The following is a 24,752-nucleotide window of genomic DNA, read 5'->3' as shown; positions in this document are numbered from 1 at the left end:
GGCCTTTCGCGGGCATGCCCGCGAAAGGCCGCTACTGGCAAACCCATCAGCTACGGATGAATGCCAGCAGATCGGCATTGATCACATCGGCATTGATCACATCGGCATGGGTGGTCGGCATGCCATGCGGGTAGCCTTTGTAGGTCTTCAGCGTGCCGTTGGGCAGCAGCTTCGCCGACAGCAACCCGGCGTTTTCATACGGCACGATCTGGTCATCGTCGCCATGCATCACCAGCACCGGCTGGGTGATGCCCTTCAGGTCTTCGGTGAAATCGGTCTGGGAAAACGCCACGATGCCATCGTAATGGGCCTTGGCGCTGCCGATCATGCCCTGGCGCCACCAGTTGCCGATGATGCCTTCGCTGGCTTCGACACCGGGGCGGTTGTAGCCATAGAACGGCCCAGCCGGCACATCCCGGTAGAACTGCGCACGGTTGCTGGCAACCTGGGCCTGGAAGCCGTCGAACACCGACTTGGGCAGGCCGCCCGGGTTGGCGGCTGTCTGCACCATCAGTGGCGGTACGGCGGCAATCAGTACGGCCTTGGCGACCTTGTCGCCGGGGTGGCGGGCCATGTAGCGCACCACTTCGCCGCCACCGGTCGAATGGCCGACATGCACGGCGCCCTGGATACCCAGGTGGGCTACCACTGCCGCCACATCGTCGGCATAGTGATCCATGTCGTGGCCGTCCCATACCTGGCTGGAGCGGCCATGGCCACGGCGGTCGTGAGCGACCACACGGTAACCATGGGCAAGGAAGAACAGCATCTGCGCGTCCCAGTCATCGGCGCTCAACGGCCAGCCGTGATGGAAGTGAATGACCGGCGCATCGCGCGGGCCCCAGTCCTTGTAGAAGATCTGTACGCCGTCCTGCGTGGTTACATAGCTCATGGTCGTGTCTCCTGTGGGGCAGGAACCGAAGGGAGCTAATGAGCATAGGCGGGATTTGGGCGGCTATCGGGATTTTGTGTCGCCTGCGTAGGCGACACGGATGCCCTCAGATGCGGTCGCGCATGCGGTACCAGGCCTTGGCGGCGGCTTCCAGCGGTGCGGCCATGAGGTCGCCGCCCGGGAAGCGGCCGTTGTCGAGGCCCTGGTACAGCGAAAGCAGGTCATCGTCACCGAGGATGGCGTCACTCACCGCCCGCGCGGCGGCCAGGGTCGGCAGCACACCATGCCCGGAAAAACCTTGCAACCAGTAGCGCTGGCCTTCACGACCGACGTCCGGGGTACGCTGCATGCTGCAGTCGATATGGCCGCCCCAGGCGTAATCGATGGCCACCCCGGCCAGTTGCGGGAACACTCGCTCCAGGTAGGGGCGGGTGGCGCTGGCGACGTCCCTGGGAATACCCCCGAGGTAGGTGCAGCCGCCGCCGAACAGCAGGCGGTGGTCGGGGGTGAGGCGGAAGTAGTCGGGCACGAACTGGTTGTCGATCACGCAGCTGTTGCGTGGCAGCAGCGACAGGGCGAACTCGGCATCCAGTGGCGCGGTGGCGACTTGGTAGGAGCCGACCGGCAGCAAGCGCCGCGACAGGTTGCGGTCGAGGCGGTCGATGTAGGCATTGCAGGCCAGCACCAGCACGTCGCTGCGCACTTCGCCACGCTCGGTGCGGGCGATGTAGCCGCTGCCGGTCCGTTGATAGTCGAGTACCTGGCTTTGTTCGAAGATACGTCCGCTGCCGGCTTCGATGGTGCAGGCCAGGCCCAGGGCCAGCTTCAATGGGTTGAGGTGGGCGCCTTTGGCGTCGTACAGCGCGGCCTGGTAGCGCGGGCTGTCGATCCATTGCGGCAGCTCGTCGCGGCCGATCAGGCGCAGTGCGTCGTAGCCCCATTTGTGTTCGGCGGCGTGCAGGGCTTCTTCCAGCACCTTCACCCGCCGCGGCAGCACGGCGGTCCACAGGCTACCCAGCCGGTAGTCGATGTCGAAGCCATGGCGCTCGGGCAGTTCGCGCATCTCGTCGGCAGCCCAGCACATGCTGGTCCACAGGCGTTGGCTGCGTTCGACGCCCAAGGCCTTTTCCAGTGGCGGCATATCGCACGACCAACCGAGCAAGGCCTGGCCACCGTTGCGACCGGAGGCGGCCCAGGCCACGCGGCTGGCTTCCAGCAGCGTCACGCGCTTGCCAGCTTGGGTCAGGCGCAGAGCGGTGTGCAGGCCGCTGAAACCGGCGCCGATGATCAGCACTTCGGTGTCGTGGCTGCCTTGCAGGGTAGGGCGCAGGGGAATGCTGGCGGGGTAGGTTCGGGCGTAGTAGCTGGCAACGTGCTGGGCGGATTGCTTGAACATGCAGGGTTCCCATGAAAATTATTGTGATTATTTTCATGAAAATTTAGCAGTTAAATTTCATCGTGCCAATGCGTCAGGGCGGGTTCCATGGTGGCTGGAAGGGGCGGCCTGTACCGGCCTCTTCGCGGGCAAGCCCGCTCCCACAGGTTCCTCCTGTTGCCTTTGATTCTTGCAGTGCCAGTGCCGCATGAATCTTGAACGGTGTGCGATCCCTGGAACGGGCTTGCCCGCGCAGAGGCCGCTAACGGCAGTGCAAAGGTTTTCAGGTTGAGGCCTTTTTCCTGGGTTGTCGCGGCTTGCTGGCGGCCGCTTTACTTCCAGCCGCTTTGCTTTTCCCACCACCCCGGCGCTTCTTCTTCCAGGGCGGCGCAGCCCCGGCTGCTGGCCCGCTGATAGTCATGCGCATACCACTGCAGCGCTCCACCAGCTTGCCCATCCACGCCGACTGCCGGGCGACGAATTCCTCCAGGGTCATTTCGCCGCTCTGCACCATGTCCAGCGCCTGCTCCCAGATTGCCGTGGTACCGGGGTCGGCAATCGCGCGGGGCACGGCGTCGATCAGGCTGAAGGCGGCAGGTGTGGCGGACAGGGCCTTGCCATGCTTAACCAAGTAGCCACGGTCGAGCAGGCCCTGGATGATGCTGGCACGGGTCGCCTCGGTGCCGATGCCGGTGGTTTCCTTGAGCTTCTGTTTCAACCGCGGGTCTTCCACCAGCTTGGCCACGTTCTTCATCGCCTTGATCAGGTCGCCCTCGGTAAATGGCTTGGGCGGCTGGGTCCACAGGTCTTTCAGTTGCAGGCCTTGCACCGCACAGTCCTGGCCCTCGCGCAGCGCTGGCAGTACCTGGGCCGGCGGCGCTTCGCGGCCCTTGGCCGGGGTCAGCGCCTCGGGCAGGGCGCGGCGCCAGCCGGGTTCGACGATCTGCTTGCCCACCGCGCGCAGGGCGTGGCCGGCGCAGTCGAAGTCGGCCTGGGTACGGTCGTATTCGTGGCTGGGCAGGAACTGCGCCAGGTAGCGGGCGCGGATCAGGGTATACACCGCCTTGTGCTTGGCCGGCAGGCGCGATGGGTCGCTGGCGGCGGCGGTCGGGATGATGCCGTGGTGGGCGCTGACCTTGGCATCGTTCCAGGCCCGCGAGCGACGCTGCGGCTGCAGGTGGGGCTGCAGCGGTGCCAGGCTGGCATCGGCCCGTTGCAGGGCGGCGAGGATGGCCGGCGCCTCGCCGTGCTGGCTTTGCGGCAGGTAGCCACAGTCGCTGCGCGGGTAGGTGATCAGCTTGTGGGTTTCGTACAGGGCCTGGGCAATGTCGAGGGTTTCCTGGGCGCCGAGGCCGAACTTTTTCGAGCACAGTTCCTGCAGGGTGCCCAGGTCGAAGGGTAGCGGCGCGGCTTCGCGCACGCGCTCGGTGGCCACTTTTACGGCCCGGGCGGTACCGGCCTGGTTGATGTCGGCGGCGGCCTGCCGTGCCAGGTCCTGTTTCAGGCAGCGGCCCTGGTCGTCACAGGCGTCTTCGGGCGCGCGCCACTGGGCGTTGAAGCCTTGGCCGGCATGTTCCAGCTGCACGTCGATGGCCCAGAACGGCACCGGTACGAAGTCGGCGATGCTGCGGTCGCGGTCGACCACCAGGCGCAAGGTCGGTGTTTGCACCCGGCCCACCGGTAGCACGCCCTGGTAGCCGGATTGGCGGCCCAGCAAGGTGAACAGCCGGCTCATGTTCATGCCGATCAGCCAATCGGCGCGGGAGCGCCCCAGCGCCGAGTGGTACAGGTTGAAGGTTTCGTGGCCCGGCAGCAGGCGCGCCAGGGCCTTGCGGATGGAGGCGTCGTCCAGTGCCGACAACCACAGGCGCTGCACCGGGCCGCGATAACGGCAATGCTCGACCAGTTCGCGGGCAATCATCTCGCCTTCACGGTCGGCGTCGGTGGCGATCACCAGTTCCCGCGCTTCGCCGAGCAGGCGCTTGACCGCCTTGAACTGGCTGGCAGTCTTGGGCTTGACCAGCATCTTCCATTGTTCCGGAATGATCGGCAGGTCGACCAGGTTCCAGCGCTTGTAGCGTTCGTCGTAGCTGTCAGGCGGGGCGGTTTCCAGCAGGTGGCCGATGCACCAGGTGACGCAGACGTCGGTGCCTTGCCAGCAGCCGTCGCCCTTGCGGTTGGCGCCGAGCACTTTGGCGATGTCTTTTGCCTGGGAGGGTTTTTCACAGAGGAACAGGCGCATGGCCGGGAACGCTTCATCGGGGTGATGGGCGCTAGGATGCGCAAGCGAGGGCGCGGACGCAAGTTTTATCTGGATGGATGTACAGCTTTTTGTCAGCAAGCATGTCGCTGGCCTGTGCCGGCCTCTTCACGGGTTCAACCGCGAAGGGGCCGGGGCAGGGCAAGATCAGACGCGCGAATCGCGCACCATGTCCACATGCGGGATGCCGGCTTCGAGGAATTCCTCGCTGACTACGCGGAAGCCCAGCCGCTCGTAGAACGGCGTGGCATGCACCTGGGCGCTGAGCATCTGCTGCTTCAGGTCGCGGTTCTGCGCTTCGGCGATCACCGCATTGACCAGCGCATCGCCAACCTTCATCCCACGCCAGTCCTTGAGCACCGAGATGCGCCCGATGGTGCCGTCGGCCAGGAGGCGGGCCGTGCCGATCGGGTAGTCGCCTTCCAGGGCCAGGAAATGCAGCGCCTCCTGGTCTTCCGAGTCAAACTCCAGCTCCGGCGGAATGTGCTGTTCGGCAACGAACACGGCTTCGCGAATACGGCGAATATCGACGTTGTCCTTGTGCCAGTCGGCCAAGCGCACACTGATTCTATTCATTGGCAAACCCCAGGCTTCCTTGTTTCACCAACTGCTGTACCAGCATCAGGCCGTCTTCATCCTGCAGCCACTCGGCCAGGTTGTCGATGTGCAGCGCGTCGGCGGCGCAGACCAGCTTCAGCAGCTCGCGCAGCTTGCCCGGCAGCGGGCAGCTGCGGCCGCTGGCGAACAGCAGCAGGTCGTCTTCGAACTCGGACCAGGCCAGGCGTGCGCTCGGGTTGCGGATCAGGATGGCGCCTTGCTCGAGGGCGTCGATCAGTTCTTCTTCGCTGAGGTCTTCGCCAACGATCTGTTCCGGGTAGCGCGGCTCGGTCATGAACTGGCCGAACCAGGTCAGCAGCAGGTCCTTGTCGCTCATGTGCTTGTCGAGCAGGGCCTTGAGGCGGTCGAGGGCGTCGTGCTGGATCTGGTGCGGGTCGCTGACCGGCTGGGCGTCGGCGTCGCTGTAACGTTCTTCATCGGGCAGGAACTGGCCGAGGAAGTCGGTGAAGTGGGTCAGCACTTCGGCGGCGCTGGGGGCACGGAAGCCGACCGAATAGGTCAGGCAGTCGTCCACGGCCACACCATAGTGGGCCAGGCGCGGTGGCAGGTAGAGCATGTCGCCCGGCTCCAGGGTCCACTCTTCGCTCTGTTCGAAGGCGGCGAGGATGCGCAGGTCGGCGTGCTCCAGCAGCGGGCTGTCGCTGCTGCACATCTGGCCGATCTTCCAGTTGCGCTGGCCGTGACCCTGCAGCAGGAACACGTCGTAGTTGTCGAAGTGCGGGCCGACACTGCCACCGGGGGCGGCGAAGCTGATCATCACGTCATCGATACGCCAGCTGGGCAGGAACCGGAAGTTCTCCAGCAGTTCGGCCACTTCCGGGACGAACTGGTCGACGGCCTGCACCAGCAGGGTCCAGTCCTTTTCCGGCAGCTCGGCAAAGGTGTCTTCGTTGAACGGGCCGCGGCGCAGCTCCCACGGGTGCGCGCCGTGCTCAAGCACGATACGCGACTCGACTTCCTCTTCCAGGGCCAGGCCGGCCAGCTCGTCGGGGTCGATCGGGCTGATGAAGTCCGGGAAGGCCTGGCGCACCAGCAGCGGCTTCTTCTGCCAGTAGTCGCGCATGAATTCGCGGGCCGAGATGCCGCCGAGCAGCTGCAGTGGAGTATCAGGATTCATGTTCAACCTATTGAAAAAATGTAATTTTCGTCCGTGAATAAAAACGCCCGGCCAGGCCGGGCGTTGAACGCGACGCTCAGCTTAGATGCGTTTGGCCTGTGCTGTCGCGTTGCCGATGTAGGTAGCCGGGGTCAGCTGCTTGAGCTCGGCCTTGGCTTCGGCTGGCATATCCAGGCCGTCGATGAAGGTCAGCAGCGCTTCCGGGGTAATGCCCTTGCCGCGAGTCAGCTCCTTGAGCTTCTCGTAGGGGTTCTCGATGTTGAAGCGGCGCATCACGGTCTGGATCGGCTCGGCCAGCACTTCCCAGCAGGCGTCCAGGTCGGCAGCGATGCGGGCTTCGTTGACTTCCAGCTTGCCGATGCCTTTCAGGCTGGCTTCGTAGGCGATGACGCTGTGGGCGAAGCCCACGCCCAGGTTGCGCAGCACGGTGGAGTCGGTCAGGTCGCGCTGCCAGCGCGAGATCGGCAGCTTGCTGGCCAGGTGCTGGAACAGCGCGTTGGCGATGCCCAGGTTGCCTTCGGAGTTTTCGAAGTCGATCGGGTTGACCTTGTGCGGCATGGTCGACGAGCCGATTTCGCCGGCGACGGTCTTCTGCTTGAAGTAGCCCAGCGAGATGTAGCCCCACACGTCACGGTCGAAGTCGATCAGGATGGTGTTGAAGCGGGCGATGGCGTCGAACAGCTCGGCGATGTAGTCGTGCGGCTCGATCTGGGTGGTGTACGGGTTGAACTGCAGGCCCAGCTCGTCTTCGATGAAGGCGCGGGCGTTCTGCTCCCAGTCGATCTGCGAATAGGCCGACAGGTGGGCGTTGTAGTTGCCTACGGCACCGTTGATCTTGCCCAGCAGCGGTACGGCGGCAACCTGGGCGATCTGGCGCTCCAGGCGGTACACGACGTTGGCCAGTTCTTTACCCAGGGTGGTCGGCGAGGCCGGCTGGCCGTGGGTGCGCGACAGCATCGGCACGTCGGCATGGGCGTGGGCGAGGGCGCGGATGGCGTCGGCGATCTGGCGCATCAGCGGCAGCAGCACTTCGTCACGGCCGGCGCGCAGCATCAGGGCGTGGGACAGGTTGTTGATGTCCTCGCTGGTGCAGGCGAAGTGGATGAACTCGCTGACCTTGGCCAGCTCAGGCAGCTTGGCGGCCTGCTCCTTGAGGAGGTATTCGATCGCCTTGACGTCATGGTTGGTGGTGCGCTCGATTTCCTTGACGCGTTCGGCGTGCTCAAGCTTGAAATCGTTGGCCAGGCTGTCCAGCAGGGCGTTGGCTTCGGCGGAGAACGCCGGCACTTCGCCGATCTGCGGGTGGGCGGCCAGGCGCTGCAGCCAGCGCACTTCGACCAGGGCGCGGAAACGGATCAGGCCGAATTCGCTGAAAATGGGGCGCAAGGCCTGGGTTTTGCCGGCGTAACGGCCGTCTACAGGGGAAACCGCAGTGAGCGAAGAGAGCTGCATGGGGTGTTCTCGGACAGTCAGGCTTTTGGAAGGGCGCATATCATACATGAATTTTGCCTGTAGGAGCGGGCTTGCCCGCGCATGGCCGGTAAATCCAGCACAGCATTCACGGGCAAGCCCGCTCCCACAGTGGATAATGCAATTCGTCGGATCAGCTGCTGCGCATCATGTCGTACAGTTCGTTGAGCAATTTGCGCCGGCTGAACACCAGCTGCCAACGATGGCCCCCCAGCTGGCGCCACAGGCGGGCAGCGCGGATACCGGCCAACAGCAGGGCGCGGATCTTCGAGGCGTTGCTGGCCTGCTGCAGGAAGCGCATGTCGCCATGCACCTGGATACGCTGGCGCAAAGTGCTCAGGGTGTCCTGGTACAAGGCGCCGCTGGAGGCGATGACGTTTTCGTGAACCAGGCCGAAATGCTCGGCCTGGGACTGGATTTGCGGCAGGCGGTTGCCGATGGTCTCGAGCAGGTCGGTGCGCTTGTTCAACTGGCGCTCCAGGCCGAGCATCGACAGGGCATAGCGCAGCGGCTCGCGTTGCAGGCTGCTGGGGTCGCGTTCCAGGGCGCCGACCAGCGCACGGTAGCCGTCGCGCAGGTTGAGGTCGTCGCCGCCGAACACCTCGAGGGTGTCCTTGGGGTCACGCACCAGCAGGCTGCCCAGCATGCAACCAATGTTGGCCTCGCTGGCCTGGCCGGTACGGGCGATACGGTCCACCAGCACTGCAGCCTGGAACACACCGCCCAATGCGATCAGCTGCTCTTGAAGGCTGCTCATGCGCGAGGGCTCCACGGCTCGGCGGCCTCGATCACGCCACCGCCCAGGCACACTTCGCCGTCGTAGAACACCACCGATTGGCCAGGGGTAACGGCGCGTTGTGGTTCGTCGAACACTGCGCGATAACCATTTGCCGTGCGTTCCAGGGTGCACTGTTGGTCACCCTGGCGGTAGCGCACCTTGGCCGTCAGCCTGCGCGGGCTGCTCAGGTCGACGGGGTTGACCCAGAAGATGTCCGAAGCGAGCAGGGCACGGGAGAACAGCCACGGGTGTTCGTTGCCCTGGCCGACCACCAGCACGTTGCGCGCCAGGTCCTTGTGCAGCACGTACCATGGCTCGTCACCGGCATCCTTCAGGCCGCCAATGCCCAGGCCCTGGCGCTGGCCGATGGTGTGGTACATCAGGCCGTGGTGACGGCCGATCACTTCGCCGTCAGTGGTTTCGATGTTGCCCGGCTGGGCCGGCAGGTACTGCTTGAGGAAGTCGCTGAAACGGCGCTCGCCGATAAAGCAGATGCCGGTGGAATCCTTCTTCTTGGCGGTGGCCAGGCCGTGCTTTTCCGCAATGGCGCGCACTTCGGGCTTTTCCAGTTCGCCGACCGGGAACAGCGTACGGGCGATTTCCTTGCCGCCGACGGCGTGTAGGAAGTAGCTCTGGTCCTTGTTCGGGTCCAGGCCCTTGAGCAGTTCGGTGAGTTCGCCGGTGTCGCGGCGGCGCACGTAGTGGCCGGTGGCGATCAGGTCGGCACCCAGCGACAGGGCGTAGTCGAGGAACGCCTTGAACTTGATTTCGCGGTTGCAGAGGATGTCCGGGTTGGGCGTGCGGCCGGCCTTGTATTCCTCGAGGAAATGTTCGAACACGTTGTCCCAGTATTCGGCGGCGAAGTTGGCGGTGTGCAGCTTGATGCCGATGCGGTCGCACACGGCCTGGGCGTCGGCCAGGTCTTCACGGGCAGTGCAGTATTCGGTGCCGTCGTCTTCTTCCCAGTTCTTCATGAACAGCCCTTCCACCTGGTAGCCCTGCTCCATGAGCAGAAGGGCGGAGACGGAAGAGTCCACGCCGCCGGACATGCCGACGATGACGCGGGTCTTGGCGGGGTCTTTGAGTGCTGGGCTGGTCATGGTTACCGGTGTGTATCAGGGGGGAAAAGCGCCGATTCTATCAAACCCGCGGCGCCACGTCAGTCGCGCAGCAGGTCGAGGCTGTGCAGCGGGCCTTTGAGGTAGTCGTCGAGGCAGCGCGGTACCAGTTCGCTGCGCCAGCGAGCCGGGTCGGCCAGCAGTTGCTCGCGGGTCAGCCACACGGCGCGGACGATGTCGCTGTCCAGGGCGAGGTCGGCGTGGTGGCGCACGGGGCGGGCGGCAAAGCAGATGCGCTGGTAGGTCACGCCGTTGCTGGGCGCGGTGTACAGGTAGATGCCGACTACGCCGGTGAGTTCGACCTCCCAGGCGGTTTCCTCAAGGGTTTCGCGCAGGGCGGCCTGGGGCAGGGTTTCGTTGGGTTCGAGGTGGCCGGCGGGTTGGTTGAAGACGTGCGCACCTGCCTTGAATTCCTCGACAAAGAGGAACTTGCCGTCTTGCTCGACGATGGTGGCGACGGTGATATGGGGTTGCCAGGTCATTGCTGTTTCCTTGTCGATTGAGGGGGCCGCTGTGCGGCCCTTCGCGGGCACGCCCGCTCCCACAAGTGATGCGCCAGCCTGGCTGGAAGCACTTTTCCTGTGGGAGCGGGCGTGCTCGCAAAGGGCTGCAAGGCAGCCCCAAGGTCCAGAAAGCACAAACCCCGGTGCGTGGCCGGGGTTTGTGCGGTTACTTCAAGCGAACCTTACAGGGCGGCAATGGCGCTGTTCAGGGTCTGGCTTGGGCGCATCACCTTGGCGGTCAGCTCGGCATCCGGGGCGTAGTAGCCACCGATGTCGGCCGGCTTGCCCTGGACGGCGTTGAGCTCGGCGACGATGGTCTCCTCGTTCTCGGTCAGGGTCTTGGCCAGTGGCGCGAAGCGCGCCTGCAGCGCGGCGTCGTCGTTCTGCGCAGCCAGGGCCTGGGCCCAGTACAGGGTCAGGTAGAAGTGGCTGCCACGGTTGTCGATGCCACCGACTTTGCGCGAAGGCGACTTGTTGGTGTCGAGGAACTTGCCGGTGGCCTGGTCCAGGGTGTTGGCCAGCACTTTGGCGCGCGGGTTGTCGTAGGTGTTGCCCAGGTGCTCCAGGGAAGCGGCCAGGGCCAGGAATTCACCCAGCGAGTCCCAACGCAGGAAGTTCTCTTCCACCAGCTGCTGCACGTGCTTCGGCGCCGAACCGCCGGCGCCGGTTTCGAACAGGCCACCGCCGTTCATCAGCGGCACGATCGACAGCATCTTGGCGCTGGTGCCCAGTTCCATGATCGGGAACAGGTCGGTCAGGTAGTCACGCAGCACGTTGCCGGTCACCGAGATGGTGTCCTTGCCTTCGCGGATGCGGGCCAGGGAGAACTTGATGGCGTCGACCGGGGCCAGGATGCGGATGTCCAGGCCGGAAGTGTCGTGATCCTTCAGGTACTTCTGCACCTTCTCGATCATCACGCCGTCGTGGGCGCGGGCCGGGTCCAGCCAGAACACGGCCGGGGTGTTGCTCAGGCGGGCGCGGTTGACGGCCAGCTTGACCCAATCCTGGATCGGCGCGTCCTTGGTCTGGCACATGCGGAAGATGTCACCGGCTTCGACGTTCTGCTCCAGCACCACGTTGCCCTTGCCATCGACCACGCGCACGACGCCGTCGGCCTTGATCTGGAAGGTCTTGTCGTGGGAACCGTACTCTTCGGCCTTCTGCGCCATCAGGCCAACGTTCGGCACGCTGCCCATGGTAGTCGGGTCGAAGGCACCGTTGGCCTTGCAGTCTTCGATGGTGGCCTGGTAGATGCCGGCGTAGCAGCGGTCCGGGATCACGGCCTTGGCGTCCTGCAGTTCGCCGGCGGCGTTCCACATCTTGCCCGAGTCACGGATCATGGCCGGCATCGAGGCGTCGACGATGACGTCACTCGGCACGTGCAGGTTGGTGATGCCCTTGTCGGAGTTGACCATGGCCAGGGCCGGGCGCTGGGCGTACAGGGCCTGGATGTCGGCTTCGATCTCGGCCTGCTTCTCGACTGGCAGGTCCTTGATGCGGGCGTACAGGTCGCCGATGCCGTTGTTGGCGTTGAAGCCTACTTCGGCCAGAGCAGCGGCGTGCTTGGCCAGTACGTCGTTGTAGAACTCTTCGACGATGACGCCGAACATGATCGGGTCGGAGACCTTCATCATGGTGGCTTTCAGGTGCACCGACAGCAGTACGCCGGAGGCCTTGGCATCGGCAATCTGCTCGGCGATGAAGGCTTTCAGGGCCTTGCGGCTCATGGTGGCGCAGTCGATGACTTCAGCTGCCTTGACGGCGGTCTTTTCCTTCAGCACGGTGGTGCTGCCGTCTTTGCCGACCAGTTCGATGCGCAGGGTGTCGTCGGCTTCGATCAGTGCGGCTTTCTCGCTGCCGTAGAAGTCGCCTTGGGTCATGTGGGCAACGTGCGACTTGGAGTCGGCAGCCCAGGCGCCCATCTTGTGCGGGTGCTTGCGCGCGTAGTTCTTCACCGACAGCGGTGCGCGGCGGTCGGAGTTGCCTTCGCGCAGGACTGGGTTCACGGCGGAACCCTTGATGCGGTCGTAGCGGGCGCGGGATTCTTTCTCTTCCGCGGTAGCTGGCTCGTCGGCATAGTCAGGGATGTTGTAGCCCTTGGCTTGCAGTTCCTTGATCGCGGCTTTCAGCTGCGGTACCGAGGCGCTGATGTTCGGCAGCTTGATGATGTTGGCTTCGGGGGTGGTAGCCAGCTGGCCCAGTTCCGCCAGGTGATCGCCTACTTGCTTCTCTGCGCCCAGTTGCTCCGGGAAGGCGGCGAGGATGCGGCCAGCCAGGGAGATGTCGCGGGTTTCGACGGCGATGTCAGCCGAGGCGGTGAAGGCTTCGATGATCGGCAGCAGCGAGTAGGTGGCGAGGGCGGGGGCTTCGTCGGTGAAGGTATAGATGATCTTGGAACGGGTGGGCATGCGGGTTAACTCTCTGTGTGCTGAGCGTGCTCGAGTCTCGTGGTGCGCAGGGTAGGCGCATCGCCCTGGCAGCGCCATGAGCGGAAAGTCGAGAGGCTGCGAGCGGTGATGGTGGATGCATCAGTCGAGCGTCAAGTGCTGAACTGCGGTAACAGCCCAGGCTTAGTGGCCGTTCATGGCCGAGGGCGGTCCGCATTTTCCAAGGGATCGCCCCGATGACCCTTCGGTCGCGGCGCAGTATACCAAACCATTCGGGCTAATCAGCAAGGCCAAGTGATATCGGCCCATTTATAAGACCAAAGACGTACCCGCAATGTGGTCGGTTGTCGCATGCCTTGCACCTCGGCAGATGTGGTTTAGTCTCATTGGATTGCAGATGTCCAAACACACATACCCGACAGCGGAGTAGTGCAAGCATGGGATACCAGAAAATCAAGGTTCCGACCGACGGCGCCAAGATCACCGTCAATGCCGACCATTCGCTCAACGTGCCTGACAATCCGATCATCCCCTACATCGAAGGTGACGGGATTGGCGTGGATGTCTCGCCGGTCATGATCAAGGTGGTCGACGCCGCCGTGCAGAAGGCCTATGGTGGCAAGCGCAAGATCGCCTGGATGGAGGTGTACGCCGGTGAGAAGGCCACCCAGGTGTACGACCAGGACACCTGGTTGCCGCAGGAAACCCTCGATGCGGTGCGGGATTACGTGGTGTCGATCAAGGGGCCGCTGACCACGCCGGTGGGCGGCGGTATCCGCTCGCTCAACGTAGCCCTGCGCCAGCAACTCGACCTGTACGTGTGCCTGCGCCCGGTGCTGTGGTTCCAGGGCGTGCCAAGCCCGGTGAAGAAGCCTGGCGACGTCGACATGGTGATCTTCCGCGAGAATTCCGAGGACATCTATGCCGGCATCGAGTGGAAGGCCGGCTCGCCCGAGGCGAACAAGGTGATCAAGTTCCTCAAGGAAGAAATGGGCGTCACCAAGATCCGTTTCGACCAGGACTGCGGCATCGGCGTCAAGCCGGTCTCCCGCGAGGGGACCAAGCGCCTGGTGCGCAAGGCCTTGCAATACGTGGTGGACAACGACCGCGAATCGCTGACCCTGGTGCACAAGGGCAACATCATGAAATTCACCGAAGGCGCCTTCAAGGATTGGGGCTACGAAGTGGCGCGTGACGAGTTCGGTGCCGAATTGCTCGATGGCGGCCCATGGATGAAGTTCCGGAACCCCAAGAGCGGCCGCGAGGTCATCGTCAAGGACGCCATTGCCGACGCCATGCTGCAGCAGATCCTGTTGCGCCCGGCCGAATACGACGTGATTGCCACCCTCAACCTCAACGGTGACTACCTGTCCGACGCCCTGGCAGCGGAGGTGGGCGGCATCGGCATCGCGCCGGGGGCCAACCTGTCCGACACCGTGGCCATGTTCGAGGCGACCCACGGCACTGCGCCCAAGTATGCCGGGCAGGACAAGGTCAACCCGGGCTCGGTGATTCTCTCGGCCGAAATGATGTTACGGCACATGGGCTGGACCGAGGCCGCCGACCTGATTATAAAGGGCACCAATGGCGCGATTGCCGCCAAGACGGTGACCTACGACTTCGAGCGACTGATGGACGGTGCCACGCTGGTCAGCAGTTCGGGCTTCGGCGACGAAATGATCAAGCATATGTAAGGCAACGCAAAACCGGCCGCTTCATGGAGGCGGCCGGTTTTTCATGCGCCGGCAGGTGACGTGCAGTCAGGCGTCGGCGGGGCTGTCGGCCGAGTGAGCGCTGGCGGCGGCGGTGGTCGTGGCCTTGTCGCTGATGTTCACCGCATGCAGGCCTTTGGGCCCCTGGACGATCTCGAAGCTTACCGCCTGGCCGGCCTTCAAGGTTTTGTAACCGTCCATCTGGATGGCCGAATAATGAGCGAACAAGTCTTCGGTCTTGCCCTCTTCATTGATGAACCCATAGCCCTTGGCATTGTTGAACCACTTGACTTTACCGCTTGCCATCCCTATGTCCCTCTGCAAAGGACTCCATCACTGGAGTATCATCCACTTCATCCGCATACGAACCTTGCGAAAAATCTGGTTGACTGCGCGGATCTTTATCGACCACGGTGGGTTCTTATTGTTTGTAACACCGTTTTGCCGTTAGTCAAGGTCACGCGGCGCGTGCTCCAGTGGCGGCTTTTGCAGTCAACCCACAACCTTAACCTGTCGCTCATGATGAAATTCTTTCCATGCATGCACCTAGTGAGATTCGACTAACATTCAATCAGGATCGCCCGCAATCGAATGAGGACGACGGCTCAGGTCTTGCGGTTCAGGAAGCCAAGCCGATCCTGCAGGCGCCACCGATGTACAAGGTGGTTTTGTTCAACGATGACTACACGCCGATGGATTTCGTCGTCGAAGTGCTCGAGACGTTCTTCAATCTGAACCGCGAGCTGGCGACCAAGATCATGCTGACCGTCCATACCGAAGGGCGGGCAGTGTGCGGATTGTTTACCCGTGACATCGCCGAAACAAAGGCTATGCAGGTCAACCAATACGCCAGGGAAAGCCAGCATCCGCTACTCTGTGAAATCGAGAAGGACGGTTAAAAGCCGACCACTTGGGTATGAGGTGAAGCTATGTTAAACCGCGAGCTCGAAGTCACCCTCAATCTTGCCTTCAAGGAGGCCCGTTCGAAGCGTCATGAGTTCATGACCGTCGAGCATCTGCTGCTGGCACTCCTTGACAATGAGGCTGCCGCGACCGTTCTGCGCGCCTGTGGCGCCAATCTCGACAAGCTCAAGCACGACCTGCAAGAGTTCATCGATTCCACCACCCCACTGATTCCGGTCAACGACGAAGACCGCGAGACCCAGCCGACCCTGGGCTTCCAGCGCGTGCTGCAGCGTGCCGTGTTCCATGTGCAGAGCTCGGGCAAGCGTGAAGTCACCGGTGCCAACGTGCTGGTGGCGATCTTCAGCGAACAGGAAAGCCAGGCCGTGTTCCTGCTCAAGCAGCAGAGCGTGGCCCGTATCGACGTGGTCAACTACATCGCCCACGGCATCTCCAAGGTGCCGGGCCATGGTTCGCATTCCGAAAACGACCAGGAAATGCAGGACGATGAGGGCGGCGATACCGCCTCTTCGAGCAACCCGCTGGACGCCTATGCCAGCAACCTGAACGAGCTGGCCCGTGCTGGCCGTATCGACCCGCTGGTCGGTCGCGAGCAGGAAGTGGAGCGCGTGGCGCAGATCCTGGCGCGCCGACGCAAGAACAACCCGCTGCTGGTGGGTGAGGCCGGCGTGGGCAAGACCGCCATCGCCGAAGGCCTGGCCAAGCGTATCGTCGATGGCCAGGTGCCCGACCTGCTGGCGCAGAGCGTGGTGTACTCCCTCGACCTCGGTGCGCTGCTGGCCGGTACCAAGTACCGTGGTGACTTCGAGAAGCGCTTCAAGGCGCTGCTCGGCGAGCTGCGCAAGCGCCCGCAGGCGATCCTGTTCATTGACGAGATCCATACCATCATCGGTGCCGGTGCAGCATCGGGCGGGGTGATGGATGCGTCCAACCTGCTCAAGCCGCTGCTGTCGTCGGGTGAAATCCGCTGCATCGGCTCGACCACGTTCCAGGAGTTCCGCGGCATCTTCGAGAAAGACCGCGCCTTGGCGCGGCGCTTCCAGAAGGTCGATGTCAGCGAGCCGTCGGTGGAAGACACCGTGGGCATCCTGCGTGGCCTGAAAGGGCGCTTCGAAAGCCACCACAACATCGAGTACAGCGACGAAGCCTTGCGCGCCGCCGCCGAACTCGCATCGCGCTATATCAATGACCGGCACATGCCGGACAAGGCCATCGACGTCATCGACGAAGCCGGTGCCTACCAGCGCCTGCAGCCGGAAGCCAGCCGGGTGAAGCGTATCGACGTGCCGCAGGTCGAGGACATCGTCGCCAAGATCGCGCGAATTCCGCCAAAACATGTCACCAGTTCCGACAAGGAGCTGCTGCGCAACCTTGAGCGCGACCTGAAGCTGACCGTGTTCGGCCAGGATGCGGCCATCGATTCGCTGGCCACCGCCATCAAGCTGTCGCGTGCCGGCCTCAAGTCGCCAGACAAGCCGGTGGGTTCGTTCCTGTTCGCCGGCCCGACCGGCGTCGGCAAGACCGAAGCAGCACGGCAGCTGGCCAAGGCGCTGGGTGTGGAACTGGTGCGCTTCGACATGTCCGAATACATGGAGCGCCACACCGTGTCGCGCCTGATCGGTGCGCCGCCCGGTTACGTCGGTTTCGACCAGGGTGGCTTGCTGACCGAGGCGATCACCAAGCAACCGCATTGCGTATTGCTGCTCGATGAGATCGAGAAGGCTCACCCCGAAGTCTTCAACCTGCTGCTGCAGGTGATGGACCACGGCACCCTGACCGACAACAACGGGCGCAAGGCCGACTTCCGTAACGTGATCCTGATCATGACTACCAACGCCGGTGCCGAAACCGCCGCGCGGGCCTCGATCGGCTTCACTCATCAGGACCATGCGTCCGACGCCATGGAAGTCATCCGCAAGAGCTTCACGCCGGAGTTCCGCAACCGCCTGGATACCATCATCCAGTTCGGCCGCCTGAGCCACGAGACGATCAAGAGCATCGTCGACAAGTTCCTTATCGAACTGCAGGCGCAGCTGGAAGACAAGCGCGTACTGCTGGAGGTCAGCGATGCCGCCCGCGGCTGGCTGGCGGCCTCGGGCTACGATGTGCAGATGGGCGCGCGGCCGATGGCACGGCTGATCCAGGACAAGATCAAGCGGCCGCTGGCCGAGGAGATCCTGTTTGGCGAGCTGGCCGAGCATGGCGGCGTGGTGCACGTCGACCTGCGCGATGGCGAACTGGTGTTCGACTTCGAAACCACGGCCGAGGTGGCCTGATAGCGGGGCCCAGTGGGAGCGGGCTTGCCCCGCGAACACCGGCGAAGCCGGTGCCATGCCACGCGGAGTCTGCTTCGCGGGGCATGCCCGCTCCCACAAGGTGCGATGCAAGCCTGAAGTTTCACAGGCACAAAAAAGCCCGGCACATGGCCGGGCTTTTTCATGGCTTGAGCTTAGCGCGCACGGTAGGTGATGCGGCCCTTGCTCAGGTCGTACGGCGTCAGTTCGACGCGGACCTTGTCGCCAGTCAGAATGCGGATGTAGTTCTTGCGCATCTTTCCGGAGATGTGCGCGGTTACGACGTGCCCGTTTTCCAACTCCACGCGGAACATGGTGTTGGGCAGGGTGTCGACGACAGTACCTTCCATTTCGAAGCTGTCTTCTTTCGACATGCAGTAGAGCCCTCGGATCCAGTGTTGGCCCGACGCATAACCGCACCGGGCAAAAAAGTGGCGTGGATTATGCCCGAAAATTGTGTGTCAAGCCAATGCCTTTCAGTTGAGGGTAACCCAGCGCTGATTGATCAACAGTTCGATAGGCCGGTATTGCGTCTTGTAGTTCATTTTCTTGCAGTTCTTGATCCAGTAGCCCAGGTAGACCGCCTCCAGGTCCTGGCGCAGGGCTTCGGTGATCTGCCAGAGGATGGCGAAGCGGCCCAGGCTGCGGCGTTCTTCTTCCGGCTCGTAGAAGGTGTACACCGCCGACAGGCCGTTGGGCAGCAGGTCGCACACGGCCACCGCCATCAGGCGGCCCTCCAGGCGGAACTCGTAGAACCAGCAGAACGGCAGGTCGCGCACCAGGAAGGTGGCAAACTGGTCGCGGCTGGGCGGGTACATGTCACCGTCGGCATGGCGCGTTTCGATATAGCGCCGGTACAGGTCGAAGTACTCTTCCTTGAACGCTGGGCGTGCCGCGGTCACGGTCAGGTCGGCGTTGCGCTTGAGGATGCGCCGTTGCTGGCGGTTGGGAATGAAGCGCGCCGCCGGGATGCGCGCCGGTACGCAGGCATTGCAGTTCTGGCAATGCGGGCGGTACAGGTGGTCGCCACTGCGGCGGAAGCCCATCTCCGACAAATCGGCGTACACGTGCACGTCCATCGGCTGGCTGGGGTCGAGGAACAGCGTGGTGGCCTGTTCATCGGGCAGGTAGCTGCAGGAGTGGGGCTGAGTGGCATAGAACTTCAACCGCGCCAACTCTGTCATGATCAACCCCCTCGGTGAGACTTTGTTTTAAGTGTATGCCAGCTATGGGAACTCGCCTAGGCAACCCAGGTGGCGCTGTTGGGCTGGTCGAGGTGGCGGGCCAGGTAGCCGGCGAACTCGGCGCGGCTGATGGCCGCGGCACCGAGGCTGTGCAGGTGGTTGGTCGGCATCTGGCAGTCGATGAGGACGAAGCCGGCCTGACGCAGGTGGTTGACCAGGGTCACGAAGCCGACCTTGGAAGCATTGTCGGCGCGGCTGAACATCGATTCGCCGAAGAACAGCTGGCCCATGGCCAGGCCGTACAGGCCGCCGACCAGTTCACCGTCCTGACGTACCTCGACCGAATGGGCGATGCCGCGCCGGTGCAGTTCGCAATAGGCGGCGCGCATGGTGTCGGTGATCCAGGTGCCATCGGCGTAGTCGCGGGGGGCGGCGCAGGCAGTGATCACGGCGGCGAAGTCGGTGTCGAAGCTGACCTGGTAGCGCCCCTGGCGCATCAGTTTGGCCAGCGAGCGCGAAACGTGCAGCTGGTCCGGGAACAGCACCGTGCGCGGGTCGGGTGACCACCAGAGGATCGGCTGGCCATCCTGGTACCAGGGGAAGCAGCCATGGCGATAAGCCTGCACCAGGCGCTCGGGGCTCAGGTCGCCGCCGGCGGCCAGCAGGCCGTTGGGCTCGTGCAGGGCTTTTTCCAGGGGTGGGAAGGTCAGCGAGTCGCGGGTCAGCCAGGTGAGCATGGTCTATCGTGCGGTGGGGGAGGGGAGCGGGCAGCATGGCTTGGGTGGCAAGCAGGGTCAATCTCTTTGGCTGCTTCGCGGGGATGCCCGCTCCCACGGGAACCCAGCAGCCATCACGGTTTGCACCTGGCTCGTGGCAAGGGGCATGGCCACTAAATGGCCGGCACAGGCGATGAAAAAAGCAATTTCCTACACATTCAGCAATGCACAGGCACCATCCGCTACATTTGCTGTCACACCTGTGCAAAAACACAGCATAAGCCTTTGTCACAGAAGACAATGCGTGGTCAAATTGCAGCTATGTGAAAGTCGTCCCCGGCCAAGCCCCCATACGGCGCCCCGCCATGGCGGCCGGCGGGCAGTAATGTTAAAAGTAGTGGTTCATTGGCCGCACCGCCGGCCGATCACTATTGGACGCGCAGCACGCGCAGGAATAGACGCGTTTTGAAGAAATCCACCGCAACCCCAGCTCCCTTGCCCGTGCCCCTGTGGCGGCAGCAGCTGCATTATCGCCTCAAGGAAGGTGCGCTGATCGCTGTCGGCGCCCTGTGCCTGTACCTGTGGATGGCGCTGCTCACCTACGACACGTCGGACCCGGGCTTCAGCCACACCAGCAACGTCGAGCAGGTGCAGAACGCCGCCGGGCGCGCCGGAGCCTACTTCGCCGACATCCTGTTCATGGTGCTGGGCTACTTCGCCTATATCTTCCCGCTGCTGCTGGCGATCAAGACCTGGCAGATCTTCCGCGAACGCCACCAGCCCTGGGACTGGAGCGGCTGGCTGTTCTCCTGGCGGCTGATCGGCCTGGTGTTCCTGGTGCTGTCCGGTGCGGCGCTGGCGCATATCCATTTCCACCCGCCGGCGAGCATGCCGTTCTCCGCCGGTGGCGCACTGGGCGAGAGCCTGGGTGACCTGGCGCGCAACCTGCTGAACGTGCAGGGCAGCACGTTGATGTTCATTGCCCTGTTCCTGTTCGGCCTGACCGTGTTCACCGACCTGTCGTGGTTCAAGGTGATGGACCTGACCGGCAAGATCACCCTCGACCTGTTCGAGCTGATGCAAGGCGCCGCCACCCGCTGGTGGGAAGCCCGCAACGAGCGCAAGCGCCTGGAGGCGCAACTGCGCGAGGACGAACCCGTATTCAAGGCTGCACCGGTACCGGCAGCCGACAAGCACGAGCAGCCGGCACGGCCGGCGCTGCGAGAGCGCCTGTTCAAGCGTGAGGAAGCCCCCGCGCAACCGGTCGAGCCACGCGAGCCTACCCTGTCGCGCGAGCCTGTGGTGGCGCGCGAGGCCATTGCAGCGCGCGAGCCGGTAGTGCCACGCGAGCCAACGGTGCAGCGTGAACAACCTGCGGCCCCGACAATCGTGCCGCCATCTGCCGCCAGGGCAGCGGAGCCGAGCAAGCGGGTGATGAAGGAGAAGCAGGCGCCGTTGTTCATCGACAGCGCCGTGGAAGGCACCTTGCCGTCCATTTCCATCCTCGACCCGGCCGAACAGAAGAAGATCGAGTATTCGCCAGAGTCGCTCGCCGGTGTCGGCCAGCTGCTGGAAATCAAGCTCAAGGAATTCGGCGTGGAAGTGACGGTGGACTCGATCCACCCGGGCCCGGTGATCACCCGTTACGAGATCCAGCCGGCGGCTGGCGTGAAGGTCAGCCGTATCGCCAACCTGGCCAAGGACCTGGCGCGTTCGCTGGCGGTGACCAGCGTGCGGGTGGTCGAGGTCATTCCCGGCAAGACCACCGTGGGTATCGAGATCCCCAACGAAAACCGGCAGATGGTGCGTTTCTCCGAAGTACTGGCCACGCCGCAGTACGACGAGCAGAAATCGCCGGTCACCCTGGCCCTGGGCCACGACATCGGTGGCAAGCCGGTGATCACCGACCTGGCCAAGATGCCGCACCTGCTGGTGGCCGGTACTACTGGTTCCGGTAAGTCGGTGGGTGTGAACGCGATGATCCTGTCGATTCTGTTCAAGTCCAGCCCGGAAGACGCGCGGCTGATCATGATCGACCCGAAAATGCTCGAACTGTCGATCTACGAAGGCATTCCGCACCTGCTGTGCCCGGTGGTTACCGACATGAAGGACGCCGCCAACGCCCTGCGCTGGAGCGTGGCCGAGATGGAGCGGCGCTACAAGCTGATGGCGGCCATGGGCGTGCGTAACCTGGCTGGCTTCAACCGCAAGATCAAGGACGCCCAGGAAGCCGGCGAAATCATCCATGACCCGCTGTACCGTCGCGAGAGCATGGACGACGAGCCGCCGGCGCTGAAGACCCTGCCGACCATCGTGGTGATCGTCGACGAGTTCGCCGACATGATGATGATCGTCGGCAAGAAGGTCGAAGAGCTGATCGCCCGTATCGCGCAGAAGGCGCGCGCGGCCGGTATCCACCTGATCCTCGCCACCCAGCGCCCCTCGGTGGACGTGATCACCGGCCTGATCAAGGCCAACATCCCGACCCGCATGGCGTTCCAGGTGTCGAGCAAGATCGACTCGCGGACCATCATCGACCAGGGCGGCGCCGAACAACTGCTGGGTCATGGTGACATGCTGTACATGCCGCCGGGCACCAGCCTGCCGATCCGTGTGCACGGCGCGTTCGTCTCCGACGACGAGGTGCACCGTGTGGTGGAGGCGTGGAAGCTGCGCGGCGCCCCGGACTACAACGACGACATCCTCAACGGTGTCGAGGAGGCCGGCAGTGGCTTCGATGGCGGCAGCGGCGGTGGCGGCGATGGCGATGATTCGGAAAGTGACGCCTTGTATGATGAGGCCGTGCAGTTCGTGCTGGAAAGCCGCCGTGCGTCCATCTCGGCGGTGCAGCGCAAACTGAAGATTGGCTACAACCGCGCGGCGCGCATGATCGAAGCCATGGAAATGGCCGGCGTGGTCACCCCCATGAACAGCAACGGCTCGCGGGAAGTGATAGCCCCGGGCGGCCCGCGCGACTGATGAACACCTTGCCGGGCGCCAACGGTGGTGTCCGGCCTATTTCAATGCTCGATGAGGATTCCCATGCGCGCGATTCGCATGCTGCTGGTTTCTGCCCTGACCCTGGGCACGGTTTCCGCCTATGGCGGTGAGCAAGATGTACAACGCCTGACCCAACTGCTGGAAAAGTCGCAGACCATCGAGGCCAACTTTTCCCAGCTGACCCTGGATGCCGGTGGCACCAGCCTGCAGGAAACCTCCGGCAAGATGACGGTCAAGCGCCCGGGCCTGTTCTACTGGCACACCGACGCCCCGCAAGAGCAGGTGGTGGTCTCCGACGGCAAGAACGTCACCCTGTGGGACCCTGACCTGGAGCAGGCGACCATCAAGAAGCTCGACGTGCGCCTGAACCAGACCCCGGCGCTGCTGCTGTCCGGTGACGTGTCGAAGATCAGCCAGAGCTTCGATATCACCTCGAAGGAGCAGGGCGAAGTGATGGACTTCACCCTCAAGCCAAAAACCAAGGACACCCTGTTCGACTCGCTGCGCGTGTCGTTCCGCAAAGGCCTGATCAACGACATGCAGCTGATCGACAGCGTCGGCCAGCGCACCAATATCCTGTTCAATGGCGTCAAGGCCAACCAGGCGGTGCCGGACAGCAAGTTCAAGTTCGACATTCCGCAAGGCGCGGACGTCATCAAGGAGTAACCAGAGCCCGCCATGGACCTGTTTCGAAGCGAACCCGTCGCCCAGCCCCTGGCCGCCCGCCTGCGCCCGTCCAACCTGGACGAGTACGTCGGCCAGGAGCATCTGCTGGCGCGCGGCAAACCGCTGCGCGAAGCGCTGGAGCAGGGGGCGCTGCATTCGATGATCTTCTGGGGCCCGCCAGGGGTGGGCAAGACCACCCTGGCGCGGTTGCTGGCGCAGTTCTGCGATGCGCACTTCGAAACGGTGTCGGCGGTGCTGGCCGGGGTGAAGGAGATTCGCCAGGCGGTCGAGGTAGCCAAGCAGCAGGCCGGTCAGTATGGCCGGCGGACCATCCTGTTCGTCGACGAAGTGCATCGCTTCAACAAGTCGCAGCAGGACGCCTTCCTGCCGTACGTGGAAGACGGTACCTTGCTGTTCATTGGCGCTACCACCGAAAACCCGTCGTTCGAGCTGAACAACGCGCTGCTGTCACGTGCGCGCGTCTACGTGCTCAAGAGCCTCGACGAGGCGGCGCTGCGCAAGCTGGTCAACCGCGCGTTGACTGAAGAGCGCGGCCTGGGCAAGCGCAACCTGCGCGTTGGCGACGAGGCCTTCAACATGTTGATGGCCGCGGCCGATGGCGATGGCCGGCGCATGCTCAACTTCCTGGAAAACGCCTCGGATCTGGCCGAGGATGGCGGCGAGATCGGCGTCGAGCTGCTGCAAAGCCTGCTCGGTGACAGCCGTCGGCGCTTCGACAAGGGCGGCGAGGCGTTCTACGACCAGATTTCCGCGCTGCACAAATCGGTGCGCGGCACCAACCCGGACGCTGCGCTGTACTGGTTCGCGCGCATGCTCGACGGTGGCTGCGACCCGCTGTACATCGCCCGCCGCGTGGTGCGCATGGCCAGCGAAGACATCGGCAACGCCGACCCGCGCGCGCTCAGCCTGTGCCTGGCAGCCTGGGATGTGCAGGAGCGCCTGGGCAGCCCTGAGGGCGAGCTGGCGGTGGCCCAGGCCATCACCTATATCGCCTGCGCGCCAAAGAGCAACGCGGTGTACGTGGGCTTCAAGGCCGCCCTGCGCGAGGCTGCCGAGCATGGTTCGCTGGAAGTGCCGCTGCACCTGCGCAACGCCCCAACCAAGCTGATGAAGCAACTGGGCTACGGCGACGAATACCGCTATGCCCATGACGAGCCCGATGCCTACGCTGCCGGTGAAGATTATTTCCCCGAAGCGCTCGAACCGCGCCAGTACTACCAGCCAGTGCCGCGTGGCCTGGAACTGAAAATCGGCGAGAAGCTGCGGCATCTGGCGGACCTCGACCGCAGCAGCCCCAGACAGCGGAGAAAACCGTGATTGCATTGATTGCCGCTGTCAGCGCGGGCGGTATTGCCGGTACCTTGTTGCGCTTTGCCACCTCCAACTGGGTGGTTGCCCACTGGCCACGGCACTTCTATCTCGGTACGCTGGCGGTCAACCTGGTCGGCTGCCTGCTGATCGGCCTGCTGTATGGCCTGTTCTTGCACAAGCCGATGGTGCCGATCGAGCTGCGCGCCGGGCTGATCGTCGGCTTTCTGGGCGGCCTGACAACGTTTTCCTCCTTGTCGCTGGACACCGTACGCCTGCTGGAAAGCGGGCAAGTGCCGCTGGCGCTGGGCTATACCGGTATCAGCGTGGTGGGCGGCCTGCTCGCGACCTGGGCCGGGCTGTCCCTGACCCGATTCTGAACCAACACCTACACATAACGAGAGAACGA

At 63.7% G+C, this 24,752-nt stretch carries 21 protein-coding genes; 7 read left to right on the top strand and 14 right to left on the bottom strand.

Annotated features, from left to right (window positions below; all coding sequences use genetic code 11):
• Window positions 1-46 precede the first annotated feature (46 nt).
• The 10 genes from QSV36_RS16110 to QSV36_RS16065 all read right to left on the bottom strand — a co-directional run bounded on the left by QSV36_RS16110 (window position 47) and on the right by QSV36_RS16065 (window position 12,539).
• Window positions 47-892 carry an alpha/beta fold hydrolase gene (locus tag QSV36_RS16110; RefSeq protein ID WP_289133191.1) on the bottom strand — a complete coding sequence of 282 codons (846 nt, stop codon included), beginning with the start codon at window positions 890-892 and terminating at the stop codon, window positions 47-49.
• 106 nt (window positions 893-998) lie between these two features.
• A complete protein-coding gene (locus tag QSV36_RS16105) occupies window positions 999-2,288 on the bottom strand; it encodes an NAD(P)/FAD-dependent oxidoreductase (RefSeq protein ID WP_289133188.1) in 1,290 nt (429 codons plus the stop codon).
• 262 nt (window positions 2,289-2,550) lie between these two features.
• On the bottom strand, window positions 2,551-4,509 hold the full coding sequence (locus QSV36_RS16100) for a DNA topoisomerase III (RefSeq protein ID WP_289133186.1): 1,959 nt from the start codon (window positions 4,507-4,509) through the stop codon (window positions 2,551-2,553).
• A 165-nt stretch (window positions 4,510-4,674) separates the two neighbouring features.
• Window positions 4,675-5,103 carry a GNAT family N-acetyltransferase gene (locus QSV36_RS16095; RefSeq protein WP_289133184.1) on the bottom strand — a complete coding sequence of 143 codons (429 nt, stop codon included), beginning with the start codon at window positions 5,101-5,103 and terminating at the stop codon, window positions 4,675-4,677.
• Complete coding sequence (locus tag QSV36_RS16090) at window positions 5,096-6,262, bottom strand: ribosomal protein uL16 3-hydroxylase (protein ID WP_186686986.1); 1,167 nt, start codon at window positions 6,260-6,262, stop codon at window positions 5,096-5,098. Before QSV36_RS16090 ends, QSV36_RS16095 begins: the two co-directional genes overlap by 8 nt.
• An 81-nt stretch (window positions 6,263-6,343) precedes the next feature.
• Window positions 6,344-7,714: an adenylosuccinate lyase gene (gene purB / locus QSV36_RS16085; protein WP_289133182.1), complete on the bottom strand. Its 1,371-nt coding sequence runs from the start codon at window positions 7,712-7,714 to the stop codon at window positions 6,344-6,346.
• 151 nt (window positions 7,715-7,865) lie between these two features.
• Window positions 7,866-8,489 (bottom strand): high frequency lysogenization protein HflD, encoded by a 624-nt coding sequence (gene hflD, locus QSV36_RS16080; RefSeq protein WP_289133178.1) that lies wholly within the window; start codon window positions 8,487-8,489, stop codon window positions 7,866-7,868.
• Window positions 8,486-9,610: a tRNA 2-thiouridine(34) synthase MnmA gene (gene mnmA, locus QSV36_RS16075; protein ID WP_289133176.1), complete on the bottom strand. Its 1,125-nt coding sequence runs from the start codon at window positions 9,608-9,610 to the stop codon at window positions 8,486-8,488. The genes hflD and mnmA overlap by 4 nt, the downstream gene beginning before the upstream one ends.
• Before the next feature lie 59 nt (window positions 9,611-9,669).
• Window positions 9,670-10,110, bottom strand: coding sequence for an NUDIX hydrolase (locus QSV36_RS16070; RefSeq protein ID WP_289133173.1), 441 nt, complete (start codon window positions 10,108-10,110; stop codon window positions 9,670-9,672).
• A 203-nt stretch (window positions 10,111-10,313) separates the two neighbouring features.
• Window positions 10,314-12,539: an NADP-dependent isocitrate dehydrogenase gene (locus tag QSV36_RS16065; protein WP_289133170.1), complete on the bottom strand. Its 2,226-nt coding sequence runs from the start codon at window positions 12,537-12,539 to the stop codon at window positions 10,314-10,316.
• A gap of 416 nt (window positions 12,540-12,955) precedes the next feature.
• Here QSV36_RS16065 and icd point away from each other — a divergent pair, with 416 nt between their 5' ends.
• The gene (gene icd / locus QSV36_RS16060; protein ID WP_225778395.1) at window positions 12,956-14,212 is read left to right on the top strand and encodes an NADP-dependent isocitrate dehydrogenase; all 1,257 of its coding nucleotides are present in this window, start codon (window positions 12,956-12,958) and stop codon (window positions 14,210-14,212) included.
• Between the two features lie 66 nt (window positions 14,213-14,278).
• Here icd and cspD read toward each other — a convergent pair whose 3' ends face one another.
• Window positions 14,279-14,536 carry a cold shock domain-containing protein CspD gene (gene cspD, locus QSV36_RS16055; protein ID WP_289133166.1) on the bottom strand — a complete coding sequence of 86 codons (258 nt, stop codon included), beginning with the start codon at window positions 14,534-14,536 and terminating at the stop codon, window positions 14,279-14,281.
• 230 nt (window positions 14,537-14,766) lie between these two features.
• Here cspD and clpS point away from each other — a divergent pair, with 230 nt between their 5' ends.
• Both clpS and clpA read left to right on the top strand, forming a co-directional pair.
• Window positions 14,767-15,129, top strand: a complete 363-nt coding sequence (gene clpS, locus QSV36_RS16050) for an ATP-dependent Clp protease adapter ClpS (RefSeq protein WP_013973290.1) — start codon at window positions 14,767-14,769, stop codon at window positions 15,127-15,129.
• A gap of 30 nt (window positions 15,130-15,159) precedes the next feature.
• Window positions 15,160-17,430 (top strand): ATP-dependent Clp protease ATP-binding subunit ClpA, encoded by a 2,271-nt coding sequence (clpA, locus tag QSV36_RS16045; RefSeq protein WP_225778393.1) that lies wholly within the window; start codon window positions 15,160-15,162, stop codon window positions 17,428-17,430.
• Window positions 17,431-17,603: 173 nt separating this feature from the next.
• Here the strand turns inward: clpA and infA are convergent, their stop codons facing one another.
• From infA to aat, 3 genes are all read right to left on the bottom strand, one after another.
• On the bottom strand, window positions 17,604-17,822 hold the full coding sequence (gene infA / locus QSV36_RS16040; RefSeq protein ID WP_002553999.1) for a translation initiation factor IF-1: 219 nt from the start codon (window positions 17,820-17,822) through the stop codon (window positions 17,604-17,606).
• A gap of 102 nt (window positions 17,823-17,924) precedes the next feature.
• Entirely contained in the window at window positions 17,925-18,632 is a 708-nt protein-coding gene (locus tag QSV36_RS16035; RefSeq protein WP_225778392.1) for an arginyltransferase, read from the bottom strand.
• A 56-nt stretch (window positions 18,633-18,688) separates the two neighbouring features.
• On the bottom strand, window positions 18,689-19,369 hold the full coding sequence (aat, locus tag QSV36_RS16030; RefSeq protein WP_289133163.1) for a leucyl/phenylalanyl-tRNA--protein transferase: 681 nt from the start codon (window positions 19,367-19,369) through the stop codon (window positions 18,689-18,691).
• Window positions 19,370-19,813: 444 nt separating this feature from the next.
• On the opposite strand from aat, the gene QSV36_RS16025 reads away from it, so the two are divergent.
• The 4 genes from QSV36_RS16025 (at window position 19,814) to crcB (ending at window position 24,723) form a co-directional block, all read left to right on the top strand.
• Entirely contained in the window at window positions 19,814-22,327 is a 2,514-nt protein-coding gene (locus QSV36_RS16025) for a DNA translocase FtsK (RefSeq protein WP_289133161.1), read from the top strand.
• A 63-nt stretch (window positions 22,328-22,390) separates the two neighbouring features.
• Complete coding sequence (lolA, locus tag QSV36_RS16020; protein ID WP_289133159.1) at window positions 22,391-23,014, top strand: outer membrane lipoprotein periplasmic chaperone LolA; 624 nt, start codon at window positions 22,391-22,393, stop codon at window positions 23,012-23,014.
• 12 nt (window positions 23,015-23,026) lie between these two features.
• Entirely contained in the window at window positions 23,027-24,352 is a 1,326-nt protein-coding gene (locus QSV36_RS16015) for a replication-associated recombination protein A (RefSeq protein ID WP_289133156.1), read from the top strand.
• The gene (gene crcB, locus QSV36_RS16010; protein ID WP_289133153.1) at window positions 24,349-24,723 is read left to right on the top strand and encodes a fluoride efflux transporter CrcB; all 375 of its coding nucleotides are present in this window, start codon (window positions 24,349-24,351) and stop codon (window positions 24,721-24,723) included. The genes QSV36_RS16015 and crcB overlap by 4 nt, the downstream gene beginning before the upstream one ends.
• The last annotated feature ends 29 nt before the right edge of the window (window positions 24,724-24,752 follow it).

Source organism: Pseudomonas sp. BCRC 81390 (assembly GCF_030341915.1).
In the GTDB taxonomy this organism is placed as follows: Bacteria; Pseudomonadota; Gammaproteobacteria; order Pseudomonadales; family Pseudomonadaceae; genus Aquipseudomonas.
Note: the sequence above shows the minus strand (reverse complement) of the source record. Positions and strands in the feature narration are given on the sequence as shown.